Annotated in this window: 12 protein-coding genes; 9 read left to right on the forward strand and 3 right to left on the reverse strand. The window is 54.1% G+C overall.

Features of this window, described 5'->3' with window-relative positions; translation table 11 throughout:
• The first annotated feature begins 19 nt into the window (after positions 1-19).
• Positions 20-1,495, forward strand: a complete 1,476-nt coding sequence (ampG, locus tag DK872_RS05550) for a muropeptide MFS transporter AmpG (RefSeq protein ID WP_079516850.1) — start codon at positions 20-22, stop codon at positions 1,493-1,495.
• Positions 1,496-1,534: 39 nt separating this feature from the next.
• Here the strand turns inward: ampG and DK872_RS05555 are convergent, their stop codons facing one another.
• Together DK872_RS05555 and DK872_RS05560 are read right to left on the reverse strand one after the other, a co-directional pair.
• Positions 1,535-2,872: a J domain-containing protein gene (locus tag DK872_RS05555; protein WP_161518101.1), complete on the reverse strand. Its 1,338-nt coding sequence runs from the start codon at positions 2,870-2,872 to the stop codon at positions 1,535-1,537.
• A gap of 5 nt (positions 2,873-2,877) precedes the next feature.
• Positions 2,878-4,581 carry a molecular chaperone HscC gene (locus DK872_RS05560; protein ID WP_161518102.1) on the reverse strand — a complete coding sequence of 568 codons (1,704 nt, stop codon included), beginning with the start codon at positions 4,579-4,581 and terminating at the stop codon, positions 2,878-2,880.
• A 550-nt stretch (positions 4,582-5,131) separates the two neighbouring features.
• On the opposite strand from DK872_RS05560, the gene cyoA reads away from it, so the two are divergent.
• From cyoA to DK872_RS05590, 6 genes are all read left to right on the forward strand, one after another.
• Positions 5,132-6,079 carry a cytochrome o ubiquinol oxidase subunit II gene (cyoA, locus tag DK872_RS05565; protein ID WP_007373530.1) on the forward strand — a complete coding sequence of 316 codons (948 nt, stop codon included), beginning with the start codon at positions 5,132-5,134 and terminating at the stop codon, positions 6,077-6,079.
• 19 nt (positions 6,080-6,098) lie between these two features.
• Positions 6,099-8,090: a cytochrome o ubiquinol oxidase subunit I gene (gene cyoB, locus DK872_RS05570; RefSeq protein WP_007373529.1), complete on the forward strand. Its 1,992-nt coding sequence runs from the start codon at positions 6,099-6,101 to the stop codon at positions 8,088-8,090.
• Positions 8,080-8,694 (forward strand): cytochrome o ubiquinol oxidase subunit III, encoded by a 615-nt coding sequence (locus tag DK872_RS05575; protein ID WP_007373528.1) that lies wholly within the window; start codon positions 8,080-8,082, stop codon positions 8,692-8,694. The genes cyoB and DK872_RS05575 overlap by 11 nt, the downstream gene beginning before the upstream one ends.
• Positions 8,694-9,020: a cytochrome o ubiquinol oxidase subunit IV gene (locus DK872_RS05580; protein WP_007373527.1), complete on the forward strand. Its 327-nt coding sequence runs from the start codon at positions 8,694-8,696 to the stop codon at positions 9,018-9,020. The genes DK872_RS05575 and DK872_RS05580 overlap by 1 nt, the downstream gene beginning before the upstream one ends.
• Positions 9,021-9,031: 11 nt before the next feature.
• Positions 9,032-9,919: a heme o synthase gene (gene cyoE, locus DK872_RS05585; protein ID WP_035887280.1), complete on the forward strand. Its 888-nt coding sequence runs from the start codon at positions 9,032-9,034 to the stop codon at positions 9,917-9,919.
• A gap of 195 nt (positions 9,920-10,114) precedes the next feature.
• Positions 10,115-11,476 (forward strand): MFS transporter, encoded by a 1,362-nt coding sequence (locus DK872_RS05590; protein ID WP_007373525.1) that lies wholly within the window; start codon positions 10,115-10,117, stop codon positions 11,474-11,476.
• A 41-nt stretch (positions 11,477-11,517) separates the two neighbouring features.
• Here DK872_RS05590 and DK872_RS05595 read toward each other — a convergent pair whose 3' ends face one another.
• Positions 11,518-12,009 (reverse strand): YajQ family cyclic di-GMP-binding protein, encoded by a 492-nt coding sequence (locus tag DK872_RS05595; RefSeq protein ID WP_072438179.1) that lies wholly within the window; start codon positions 12,007-12,009, stop codon positions 11,518-11,520.
• Positions 12,010-12,148: 139 nt separating this feature from the next.
• Between DK872_RS05595 and panE the strand changes: the two genes are divergently transcribed.
• Together panE and yajL are read left to right on the forward strand one after the other, a co-directional pair.
• Positions 12,149-13,060: a 2-dehydropantoate 2-reductase gene (gene panE / locus DK872_RS05600; protein WP_035887275.1), complete on the forward strand. Its 912-nt coding sequence runs from the start codon at positions 12,149-12,151 to the stop codon at positions 13,058-13,060.
• A complete protein-coding gene (yajL, locus tag DK872_RS05605) occupies positions 13,023-13,616 on the forward strand; it encodes a protein deglycase YajL (RefSeq protein WP_161518103.1) in 594 nt (197 codons plus the stop codon). Before panE ends, yajL begins: the two co-directional genes overlap by 38 nt.
• The last annotated feature ends 16 nt before the right edge of the window (positions 13,617-13,632 follow it).

Raw genomic sequence — 13,632 nt, forward strand, 5'->3', positions numbered from 1 at the left:
ACGGGCCAGTTTTTAACTCATGTCGAGCCACTACTTACGCATCTTCACGCAGCCCAAATCAGCAATTCTGCTTATCCTGGGTTTTGCCTCCGGTCTCCCCCTTGCCCTGACCAGCGGTACGCTTCAGGCATGGATGACCGTTGAAAACGTCGATCTTAAAACCATCGGTTTCTTCTCGCTGGTCGGCCAGGCCTACGTCTTTAAATTCCTCTGGTCGCCGCTCATGGATCGCTACACGCTGCCGCTATTGGGAAGGCGTCGCGGCTGGCTACTGCTGACGCAACTGTTGCTGCTGGCCTCCATCGCCGGCATGGGATTCCTTGATCCGGCCAACCACCTGCGCTGGATGGCGGCACTGGCTGTGCTGATTGCCTTCTGTTCCGCCTCGCAGGACATTGTGTTCGATGCCTGGAAGACGGATGTCCTGCCTGTTGAAGAGCGCGGCGCTGGCGCAGCCATTAGCGTACTCGGCTATCGCCTTGGCATGCTGGTTTCCGGTGGGCTGGCGCTGTGGCTCGCCGATCGCTGGCTCGGCTGGCAAGGAATGTACTGGCTGATGGCCGCACTGCTGATCCCATGTATTATTGCCACCCTGCTGGCGCCGGAGCCAACAGACACCATTCCGGTGCCGAAAACGCTGGAGCAGGCCGTCGTCGAGCCGCTGCGTGATTTCTTCGGTCGCAATAATGCCTGGCTGATTTTACTGCTGATCGTGCTGTATAAACTCGGCGATGCTTTCGCCATGAGCCTGACGACCACCTTTTTGATTCGCGGCGTCGGGTTTGACGCGGGCGAAGTCGGCGTGGTCAACAAAACGCTGGGGCTGGCGGCAACAATCATTGGCGCGCTGTATGGCGGGGTATTAATGCAGCGCCTCTCTCTGTTCCGCGCGTTAATGATCTTCGGATTTTTACAGGCGGTTTCCAATGCCGGTTACTGGCTGCTGTCCACCACGCAGAAAGATATCGTCAACATGGGTGCCGCCGTGTTCTTCGAGAATCTGTGCGGCGGCATGGGAACGGCGGCGTTTGTCGCGTTATTAATGACGCTTTGCAATAAATCCTTCTCCGCAACCCAGTTTGCTCTGCTTTCAGCGCTATCCGCTGTCGGACGCGTGTACGTCGGCCCGCTGGCGGGCTGGTTTGTAGAAACCTACAGTTGGTCAACGTTTTATCTCTTCTCCATTATTGCTGCTGCGCCGGGCCTGCTGCTGCTGGCGATGTGTAAGCGGACGCTGGAATTTACCCAGCAGACCGGGCATTTCATGCCACGCAACAAATATCCGACGGCCTACCGTCTGGCCTTGCGCATATTGAGTGTCGGCTGCCTGCTGCTTAGCGGCTGGCTGGTGGTGCTTATTGTGACGGCCAGCGGAATGGCGAACTGGACCATTGGCACCAAGCTTCTCGAAGGCGGCGCGCTGCTGGCGATTGTCGGCATTCTGTTCGGCGGGCTGCTGGATCTGCTGGCGCTGCGCAAAACGCGGCTGATGTGAACACAGCGCTTACCCGATAAAAGGTAAGCGCTGGTGCTATTAATAGAAGAAAAATAGCCCGCGAAGAACGTGCGTGAAGAGCGCCGGTAAAATAATCACGCCGACGGCGGTGATAATTGGCGAAAATTGCTGCAGAAACGCGATGGGTAACACAAACATAAACGCAACCCCTTTGAAGGGCATCGCGTACCACTGATGTCGGTTACGGCTAATCACCCACCAGGCGGGATAAGCCAGCACCGCGGTCAGCATCATGACGCGAGAAACACCTTTGTACACTGGCGGGTAGTTGAAGAGCACTTCATATAAATGAAACAACGGGATCGCCAGCATAATCCATCCCAGCAGCCACAAGAGCGGCAGCACTGCCCTGGCGATACGTTTTCCCTGTGCATAATACGCCAGTAAAAGCGGCATGACCCACAGATAGACGATAAGGCTCCCTACTATCGCCGCAGCCTGCCCTGCCATTGCGGGTGCGACCTGCACCTGTAACCAGGCAGCCACGCCCCAGAACCAGAGCGCTGCAACCTCTCTCCAACTCAACAAAAGGTGCGGCGAAGAGATATATTCCAGCAGTTCGGGATTCAGGCGATCCAGCAGTTGCGGATAGTGATATTTAATTGTCGCAACATGATTGACCAGTTGTTGCGTGAAACCGGGAATCAGTTTCGCCCACCACGGCACCCTTTTCATCTCGCCAGCCAGCAGTCGCCAAGCCAGTTTCGCTTGCCTGTCATTTGTGCTTTGCCGCGCCAGATACGCCCAGTGCTCCTCGGCTTCACTCAGCGCAACCTGCTGTTCAATGGCCTCAACCACCCAGTATGGGATATGCCTGACGCGATAGCCGTCCAGCTCCCAGCCCATAATAGCGGAGACTTCACTGACCAGGCTGCGCGTAATGCCTTTGCGCTCACTTAACGCCTGCGCCAGCGCAAGGCTGAAAACAGCGCGCGCGTCCAGGGCATCCGGCAGTTCATGATCCAGATACTCACGCAACGCTTTCAGCGCAGGCATTTCATCGGTTAACAGGCGGACGGAAAAACGTGCTGCGTCATCTTCCAGCGTCTCGCGTTGCCAGTCGGGTTGCAGGGCGATGTCGTGATGCCCTTCCAGCGTACGCAGATAATCCTGCGCGCTGGAAAGTGTCACTTCGCTATGTTCGGATTCGTCCGCTTCAGGCGCATCCTCTTCTTCGTCCTGCCACATCGCCGCATTGCTGGCGTATTGCTTCGCGAGATCGAACGCTTCCCGCAGTTGCTGATAACCCTGAGGATCTTTATCCGGGCGATGCAGTTTAAGCTGGCGGGCGTAAGCCCGGCGGATGGCGGATTCATCCGTAGTGGCATCAATGCCAAGGGTTTCCCAGATAGTCATCGCTATTACATCCCGTCATCCAGCATATCTAATGCCCGGCGCAGTTCATCACGCGCCGCAGCGATAGCACGCACATCCTGACGATTAAGCGCCATTTCAAACTGCGTGGCATAGTGGTCGATCAGTTGCCGACGCTGCCCTAAAAGCTGTTCGTAACGGCGTGACGCCTCCGCCAGCAATTGCCGGTTTTCCGGCACATCGCGAGGGTGCATTTTCAGGCCATCAAGCTGACGTAAACGCTCGGCAATCTCTTCTTCACTCAACACGCCAGGGGCTTTTTCGATGATCAGCGTTGAAGCGGTGCTTTCACCCTGCACTTTACATTCCACTTCCAGAATACCGTCCAGCGTATAGGTGAAGCGCACATCGATTTTCACCTCGCCTGCGCGGCGGGCCGGAACCGGAACGGTCATACGATCGAGCAGCAAATTATCGCTGACGCGGCGGGCTTCGCCCTGATATACCGCGATCACAATATGATCCTGGTTGTCACTCATCGTCTCGACCGTTTCGACAACGCTGACCGGAACAAACGCATTGCGCTCAATCAGCGGCATGAAATAGCCGTCGTCAGTTTTACCGCCTTCGAGCCGCCGGGCCACTGCCACGCCCAGCGAGTACGGCATCACATCGGTCAATACGATATCGTCCAGCGCGCGGTCTTCGGCAATAAGCCCGGCCTGTACGCCTGCGCCAAGCGCCACGACTTCATCCGGATTAAGCTCATTACGCGGAAAGCGGCCAAACATTCGCGTTGCCAGTTGGCGCACCAGCGCCATCCGGGTCGCGCCGCCCACCAGGATGACGTGATCAAGATCGCGGGGATCAAACTGTGCATCCTGTAAAACCTGCACGACTGTTTTTTTCAGCCGTGAAAGTAACCCGGCAGCCTGCCCGGCAAAGGTTTCGCCGTCCAGTTGCCAGCGGTACGTTTCACCGGCAAAAGCGAGCTGCGCGGTGGCGCTATCCTGCGCGCTGAGCGTCTGTTTAAGCTCTTCCGCCAGTGAAGTTAATTGTGCCGAGCAGGTTAACGGCGCGTCCTTTAATGCCGGAGAAGTACTTAACATCCACTGGCGAATAAGATCGGTAAAGTCGTCACCGCCCAGCCAGGCATCGCCGCTGCTGGCACGCACTTCGATCACGCCCTCGAAAATGTCCACAATAGAGACATCAAAAGTGCCGCCGCCGAGGTCGAAAATCAGGAACTTTTGCTCGCTGTTATCGGCCAGCCCGTAAGCCAACGCTGCTGCCGTCGGTTCATTGAGCAAACGCATAACCTCAAGCCCGGCAAGACGCCCGGCGGCTTTTACCGCCTTGCGTTGCGCATCATTAAAATAGGCGGGAACCGTGATCACCGCACGGGTTACCGGGCAGCCCAGCGCCACTTCGGCATCGGTTTTGAGTTTACGTAAGATAAGAGCGGATAACTCTTCGGCGCGAAATTGCCGCGAGCCGAGTGTCCAGGTTTTATCCGTGCCCATATAGCGCTTGAAGCTGGTGACCGTCATCTGTGGATGGCTGACCAGACGCGCTTTAGCTGCGGAGCCAACCAGCAGGTGCCCCCCATCATCAATGCCGATCACAGAGGGTGTTAAGCGCTCCCCTTGCGCGCCGGTGATCAGTTGCGTGTCACCCTCAGCGAACCAGGCGACAGCGCTATTGGAGGTTCCTAAGTCGATGCCAATAATCGGCGAGGTATTTCCAGACATCTGAATATCATCCCTTCATAATTAACAATTCCCCGGATTTTTTTGTTTTTAAAATCAATCGCAAGGATAAAAAACCGACTAAATAATTCATGATGGTTATTATTTCGTACAATTAATAACCATTATTTTAATCCAGGCTTAATCGGTTATTTATCGTTATATGTATACATTTTCTTTAATTATTTTGTGCGCTATAAATTAAGGGCTATTCTTTAACGATTCAGCACTGTTATTAATTATTTGGTTTCACATTAGTTCCAATAATGTACGGTAATTGCTGAATATATGTTAATTATTTGTTTAATAAATTGATTGGTTATACCAATTCACCCTCAGCGCTGATTGTAATGTAATATTTTCGTTATAATCTCAACTTCAGGCTGTGCGAATGCCCGATTTTACAGTTTGTTGCATTCCGTGTGACATAAACGGCAGAACCCAGTAACACCTTACTGACACAGAGCCAAGTATGTTTACAGTAACGTAACCTTTCCGTAAAATGCCCGCACACTTTAAGCGCCACCAGATCCCGTGGAATTGAGGTCGTTAAATGAGACTCAGGAAATACAATAAAAGTTTGGGATGGTTGTCATTAATCGCCGGCACTGTTTTACTCAGTGGTTGCGATTCTGCACTTCTTGACCCCAAAGGACAGATTGGACTGGAGCAACGTTCGCTGATACTGACGGCTTTTGGCCTGATGTTGATTGTCGTTATTCCCGCCATCTTAATGGCCGTTGGTTTCGCCTGGAAGTATCGTGCGAGCAATAAAGATGCGAAGTATAGCCCGAACTGGTCACACTCCAATAAAGTGGAAGCTGTGGTCTGGACGGTGCCAATTCTGATCATCCTGTTCCTTGCTGTACTGACGTGGAAAACCACCCACTCGCTCGAACCGAGCAAACCGCTGGCACATGACGAACACCCAATCACCATTGAAGTGGTCGCCATGGACTGGAAATGGTTCTTCATCTACCCGGAACAGGGCATTGCTACCGTAAATGAAATCGCCTTCCCGGCGAACACACCGGTAGAGTTCAAAGTGACCTCCAACTCCGTGATGAACTCGTTCTTTATTCCGCGTCTGGGCAGCCAGATCTACGCAATGGCTGGTATGCAGACCAAACTGCATCTCATCGCTAACGAAGCAGGTACGTACGATGGCATTTCCGCCAGCTACAGCGGCCCGGGCTTCTCTGGCATGAAGTTTAAAGCTATTGCTACGCCGGACCGCGCCGCATTCGACCAGTGGGTCGCAAAAGCGAAACAATCTTCAAGCACCCTGCCAGATATGGCGGCGTATGAGAAAGTTGCAGCGCCAAGCGAATACAACAAGGTTGAATACTTCTCCAGCGTGAAACCCGATTTGTTTAAAGACGTTATCAACAAATTTATGGGCCACGGCAAGAGCATGGACATGACCCAACCGGAAGGCGAGCATAGCGCGCACGAAGGAATGGAAGGCATGGACATGAGCCACGCGGAAACCTCTCACTAAGGGGTCGAGGAAGAAAACGATGTTCGGAAAACTTACACTGGATGCAGTGCCGTATCATGAACCCATTATCATGGTCACGGTTGCTGCGATTATCGTCGGCGGTCTGGCGGTAGTTGGCCTGATCTCTTACTTCGGTAAATGGTCCTGGCTGTGGAAAGAATGGTTGACCTCTGTTGACCACAAACGCCTTGGTATCATGTACGTCCTCGTGGCCGTTGTGATGCTGCTGCGTGGCTTCGCAGATGCTGTCATGATGCGTAGCCAGCAGGCGCTGGCCTCTGCGGGTGAAGCGGGCTTCCTGCCGCCTCACCACTACGATCAGATCTTCACCGCTCACGGCGTGATCATGATCTTCTTCGTGGCAATGCCATTCGTTATCGGTCTGATGAACCTGGTGGTTCCGCTGCAGATCGGTGCGCGCGACGTTGCGTTCCCGTTCCTGAACAACCTGAGCTTCTGGTTCACGGTTGTGGGCGTGATTCTGGTTAACCTCTCTCTGGGCGTCGGTGAATTCGCGCAGACCGGTTGGCTGGCTTATCCGCCGCTTTCGGGAATTGAATACAGCCCTGGCGTCGGGGTCGATTACTGGATCTGGAGTCTCCAGCTTTCGGGTATCGGTACGACGCTGACCGGTATCAACTTCTTCGTGACCATTCTGAAGATGCGTGCGCCGGGCATGACGATGTTCAAAATGCCGGTATTTACCTGGGCATCTTTGTGCGCCAACGTGCTGATTATCGCTTCGTTCCCAATTCTGACTGTCACCATTGCGCTGCTGACCCTGGATCGTTATCTGGGCACCCATTTCTTTACCAACGATATGGGTGGCAACATGATGATGTACATCAACCTGATTTGGGCCTGGGGTCACCCGGAAGTGTACATTCTGGTGCTGCCGGTCTTCGGGGTGTTCTCCGAAATCACCGCCACCTTCTCGCGTAAACGCCTGTTTGGTTACACCTCGCTGGTATGGGCGACCGTATGTATTACCGTACTGTCGTTCATCGTTTGGCTGCACCACTTCTTCACCATGGGTGCTGGCGCGAACGTAAACGCCTTCTTTGGTATCACCACGATGATTATCGCCATCCCGACCGGGGTGAAGATCTTCAACTGGCTGTTCACCATGTATCAGGGCCGCATTGTGTTCCACTCCTCTATGCTGTGGACCATCGGCTTTATCGTGACCTTCTCCGTAGGTGGGATGACCGGCGTGCTGCTGGCGGTTCCGGGCGCAGACTTCGTACTGCACAACAGCCTGTTCCTGATTGCGCACTTCCATAACGTTATCATCGGCGGCGTGGTCTTCGGTTGCTTCGCAGGTCTGACTTACTGGTGGCCGAAAGCCTTCGGTTACACCCTGAACGAAACCTGGGGTAAACGCGCGTTCTGGTTCTGGATCATCGGCTTCTTCGTTGCATTTATGCCGCTGTACGTGCTGGGCTTTATGGGTATGACCCGTCGCCTGAGCCAACAGATTGATCCGCAGTTCCACACCATGCTGATTGTCGCAGCCTGCGGTGCAGCGCTGATTGCTATCGGTATCCTGTGTCTGCTGATTCAGATCTACGTTTCTATTCGCGACCGCGATCAGAACCGTGACCTGACCGGTGACCCGTGGGGTGGCCGTACGCTGGAGTGGGCAACCTCCTCTCCTCCGCCGTTCTACAACTTCGCTCATGTCCCGCACGTTCACGAACGTGACGCGTTCTGGGAAATGAAAGAGAAAGGCGAAGCGTACAAAAAACCTGCGCAATATGAAGAAATTCATATGCCGAAAAACAGCGGTGCCGGCATTGTTATAGCCGCGTTTGCAACCGTGTTTGGTTTCGCCATGATCTGGCATATCTGGTGGATGGCTATCGTTGGTTTCGCTGGCATCATCATCAGCTGGATTGTGAAGAGCTTCGACGAGGACGTGGATTACTACGTACCGGTTGCAGAAATCGAGAAACTGGAAAACCAGCATTTCGATGAGATCACTAAAGCAGGGCTGAAAAATGGCAACTGATACTCTGACCAACGCGCACGCCCACGCGCACGAACACGGGCACCACGATGCAGGGCCGAATAAAGTCTTCGGTTTCTGGATCTACCTGATGAGCGACTGCATTCTGTTCTGCTGTCTGTTCGCGACCTATGCCGTTCTGGTGAACGGCACAGCGGGCGGCCCGACCGGTAAGGACATTTTCGAGCTGCCGTTCGTACTGGTTGAAACCGCGCTGCTGTTGTTCAGCTCCATCACCTACGGCATGGCGGCTATCGCCATGTACAAAAACAACAAAAGCCAGGTTGTTTCCTGGCTGGCGTTGACCTGGTTGTTTGGCGCGGGCTTTATCGGGATGGAACTCTATGAGTTCCACCACCTGATTGCCGAAGGCATGGGTCCGGATCGCAGCGGCTTCCTGTCAGCGTTCTTCGCGCTGGTAGGCACCCACGGTCTGCACGTGACCTCGGGTCTGATCTGGATGGCGGTTCTGATGTTCCAGGTTTCCCGTCGCGGTCTGACCAGCACTAACCGTACCCGAATCATGTGCCTGAGCCTGTTCTGGCACTTCCTGGACGTGGTATGGATCTGCGTGTTCTCTGTTGTTTATCTGATGGGGGCGATGTAATGAGTCATTCTAACGATCATGGCGCTTCCCACGGCAGCGTAAAAACCTACATGACAGGTTTCATCCTGTCGATCATCCTGACGGTGATCCCGTTCTGGATGGTGATGAACGGTTCTGCTTCTAAGCCGGTAATTCTGGGCGTTGTCCTGGTTACCGCCGTAGTTCAGATTCTGGTGCATCTGGTTTGCTTCCTGCACATGAACACCAAGTCTGATGAAGGCTGGAACCTTACCGCCTTTATCTTTACCGTGATTATCATCGCTATCCTGGTAGTCGGTTCCATCTGGATTATGTGGAACCTCAACTACAACATGATGGTTCACTAAGAGCGGCGAGTATGTTTAAGCAATACCTGCAAGTTACGAAACCGGGCATTATTTTTGGCAATCTGATCTCCGTGATTGGGGGGTTCCTGCTGGCTTCCAAAGGCCACATCGACTATCCCCTGTTCCTCTACACGCTGATTGGCGTGTCGTTGGTGGTCGCCTCTGGTTGTGTATTTAACAACTACATCGATCGTGACATCGATAAAAAGATGGAACGAACGAAAAACCGGGTGCTGGTCAGAGGGCTGATCTCGCCAAAAGTCTCGCTGGTGTACGCCGCCTTGTTGGGTATTGCTGGCTTTATGCTGCTGTGGTTTGGCGCCAACCCGCTGGCCTGCTGGCTGGGGGTAATGGGGTTCGTGGTTTATGTCGGCGTTTACAGCCTGTACATGAAACGCCACTCCGTTTACGGCACGCTGATTGGCTCTCTCTCCGGCGCTGCGCCGCCGGTGATTGGCTATTGCGCGGTCACCAACGAGTTCGATAGCGGTGCGGCAATTCTGCTGGCGATTTTCAGCCTGTGGCAAATGCCTCACTCCTATGCCATCGCGATTTTCCGCTTTAAGGATTATCAGGCAGCGAACATTCCGGTACTGCCGGTGGTGAAAGGCATTTCCGTGGCCAAAAACCATATCACGCTGTACATCCTGGCGTTTGCCATTGCCACACTGATGCTGTCGCTGGGCGGTTATGCCGGGTACAAATACCTGGTCGTTGCCGCCGCGGTAAGCCTCTGGTGGCTGGGCATGGCGCTGCGCGGTTACAAAGTGGAAGATGACAAAGTGTGGGCGCGCAAACTGTTTGTGTTCTCCATTGTTGCCATCACTTCCCTTTCCGTAATGATGTCCGTGGACTTTATGGTGCCGGATTCACACAGCCTGCTGACATACGTCTGGTAAGTTTGCTGCACCATACTGGAAAAACCGGGGAAACCCGGTTTTTTTTCGTCTGGAGTAAGCCCTTTGCTGGCCCTGTTACGGTGAAGCCAATAACAGGATGAAATCCAAGGTTATGTAATATTTGTTAAATAACCGCATGTTTACCCTACCCTGCCTCCGCACTACACTATGTCCGGTTTTTAAATTGAGGTGGTAATGAACGATTATAAAATGACGCCAGGCGAGTTGCGCGCCACCTGGGGTTTAGGGACTGTATTTTCACTGCGCATGCTCGGCATGTTTATGGTCCTGCCCGTTCTGACCACATACGGTATGGCGTTGCAGGGCGCATCGGAAGCCCTGATTGGGCTGGCGATCGGCATCTACGGCCTGGCCCAGGCGGTATTTCAGATCCCCTTTGGACTGCTTTCGGATCGCATCGGCCGCAAGCCGCTGATTGTCGGTGGGCTGGCGATCTTCGTGCTGGGCAGCGTGATTGCCGCGCTCACCGATTCTATCTGGGGCATTATTCTTGGTCGCGCGCTGCAAGGCTCCGGGGCGATTGCCGCCGCCGTGATGGCGCTGCTGTCGGATCTCACTCGCGAACAAAATCGCACCAAAGCGATGGCATTTATCGGCGTCAGCTTCGGCGTCACGTTCGCCATAGCCATGGTTTTAGGGCCAGTCATTACACATCTCTTAGGCCTGCATGCGCTGTTCTGGATGATTGCCGTACTGGCGACTATCGGCATCATCCTGACGCTGTGGGTAGTGCCGGACAGCAAACACCACGTGCGCAACCGCGAATCGGGAATGGTCAAAGATTGCTTTAGCATGGTGATCGTCAATCCAAAGCTGCTGAAGCTGAACTTTGGCATTATGTGCCTGCATATCCTGCTGATGTCGACGTTTGTGGCGCTGCCCGGTCAGCTTGAATCGGCCGGTTTTCCGGCTTCAGAGCACTGGAAAATCTATCTCGTCACCATGCTTATCTCTTTTGCTTCGGTGGTGCCGTTTATTATCTACGCCGAAGTGAAACGCCGGATGAAGCGTGTTTTTGTGCTCTGCGTTGCGCTACTGCTGATTGCCGAAATCGTGCTGTGGGGCGCTGGCGCTTACTTCTGGGAAATTGTGATTGGCGTACAGATCTTCTTCCTCGCCTTTAACCTGATGGAAGCGCTGCTGCCGTCGCTAATCAGTAAAGAAGCGCCAGCCGGTTATAAAGGGACGGCAATGGGCATTTACTCCACCAGCCAGTTTCTCGGTGTCGCTATTGGCGGCGCGGTCGGCGGCTGGGTGGATGGTTTATTTGACTCGCAAATGGTGTTCCTGGTTGGCGCATTGCTGGCCGTGGTCTGGCTGCTGGTTGCCAGCAGCATGCAGGAACCGCCCTATGTCAGCAGCCTGCGCATCGCCATTCCTGATGATGTGGCTATTGATGACGCGCTACAGCAGCGTCTGCGCGCCACGGCGGGCGTCAGTGAAGTATTGGTCGTAGCAGAAGAGCGTAGCGCTTACGTGAAGATCGACAGCAAAGTGACAAACCGCTTTGAAGTCGAACAGGCCGTCGCAGGTTAAGCAGGCCATTTTCCCCTCCCCTGACGGGAGGGGAAAAGCGATTAATCGCGGAAGTTTTTGAACTGGAACGGCTGGCCCAGATTGCCGCCGCGCACCAGTGCCATCACCGCTTGCAGATCGTCACGGGATTTCCCGGTCACGCGGATCTCTTCCCCCTGAATCTGCGCCTGCACTTTCAGTTTACTGTCTTTAATCAGCTTGATGATTTTCTTCGCCGTCGGCGCATCGATCCCCTGCTTCAGCTTTGCTTCCACAAACCAGTTTTTCCCGCTGTGGACGAATTCTTCCGGCACATCCAGGGATGCCCCTTCAATGCCGCGTTTCAGCAGCTTGGCACGTAAAATATCCAGCAACTGGTTAACCTGGAAATCAGATTCGCTCAGCACCTTAATGGTCTGTTTTTCTTCGTTCAGATCAAATGTGGCTTCAACGTTGCGAAAATCGAAGCGTGTTGCGACTTCACGGGTCGCATTCTCAACGCCGTTTTGCACTTCGCGCATTTCAACTTCGGAAACGATATCGAAAGATGGCATCTTTTCTTCTCCCTCTCTATTTGTTGCGATGCATAATACCCGCAACGAGGTATAACTCAACTTGTAATACTGGAAGCATAGCCGACAGCACTATAATGGTTGAAGTAACACCTGGCGCAGTTGCAGGTGAGGAGGAACAATGAGAATTACCGTACTCGGTTGCGGTGCTTTAGGGCAATTGTGGTTAACAGCGCTGTGTAAACAGGGACATGAAGTACAGGGCTGGTTACGCGTGCCTCAGCCTTTTTGCAGTGTGAATGTCGTGGAAGAAGACGGCACGGTTTTTAATGAATCCCTGACGGCCAACGATCCTGAATTTTTGGCCGCTAGCGATCTGCTGCTGGTGACGCTGAAAGCCTGGCAAGTTTCTGATGCGGTAAAAGGCCTTGCACCGGCGCTTTCTCCCGCGACGCCGGTACTGCTGCTTCACAACGGTATGGGCACCGTGGAAGAGTTAAAAGCGCTGCCGAATCCCCTGCTGATTGGTACCACGACTCACGCTGCTCGCCGCGATGGTAACGTGATTGTGCATGTGGCCAGCGGTACTACGCATATTGGCCCGGCGCGGCAGCAGGACGGTGAATTCAGCGCGCTGGCAGATACCCTGCAAGAAGCGCTGCCGGATGTAGCCTGGCACAATACCATTCGCCCGGCTCTGTGGCGCAAGCTGGCGGTGAACTGCGTGATCAATCCTCTGACCGCCCTGCACGACTGCAAAAATGGCGATCTGCGCGAATTTCCCGATGAGGTGGCAAAAATTACCCGCGAAGTCGCTGCCGTTATCGAACGTGAAGGCCATCATATCTCTGCGGATGATTTGCTGAGCTATGTGAACCAGATTATCGAAAATACAGCGGAAAATATTTCGTCGATGCTCCAGGATGTGCGCGCCTTGCGGCACACCGAGAGCGATTATATTACTGGCTACCTGCTCAGACGCGCCCGCGCGCACGGTATCGCGGTGCCGGAAAATGCCCGTCTGTATGAAATGATTAAACGTAAGGAGAGTGAGTATGAGCGCATCAGCTCTGATATGCCTCGCCCCTGGTAGTGAAGAGACCGAAGCGGTCACGACTATCGATCTGCTGGTCCGCGGCGGCATTGCTGTCACAACCGCCAGCGTCGCCAGCGACGGCAACCTGGTTATCACCTGCTCGCGCGGGGTTAAACTGCTGGCCGATGCGCCGCTGGTTGAAGTAGCGGATGGTGATTTCGATGCGATTGTGTTGCCGGGCGGCCTGAAAGGCGCGGAGTGCTTCCGCGACAGCCCGCTGCTGGTTGAAACCGTTCGCCAGTTCCACCTTTCCGGGCGCATTGTTGCCGCCATTTGTGCCGCCGCCGGTACGGTGCTGGTGCCGCATCAGCTCTTCCCGATTGGCAATATGACCGGTTTCCCAGTGCTGAAAGAGACGATTCCGCCCGAGCAGTGGCAGGATAAACGTGTGGTGTGGGATCCGCGGGTAAATTTATTGACCAGCCAGGGGCCAGGCACAGCCATTGATTTTGGCCTGAAGATTATTGACCTGCTGGTCGGGCGCGAAAAAGCCCATGAGGTGGCGTCACAGCTGGTGATGGCGGCGGGGATTTATAACTACTACGAAGCGTAGGTACTAAAATGCCGGT

The sequence above is a fragment of the Kosakonia sp. MH5 genome (genome assembly GCF_009935945.1).
GTDB classification, from domain to species: domain Bacteria; phylum Pseudomonadota; class Gammaproteobacteria; order Enterobacterales; family Enterobacteriaceae; genus Kosakonia; species Kosakonia radicincitans.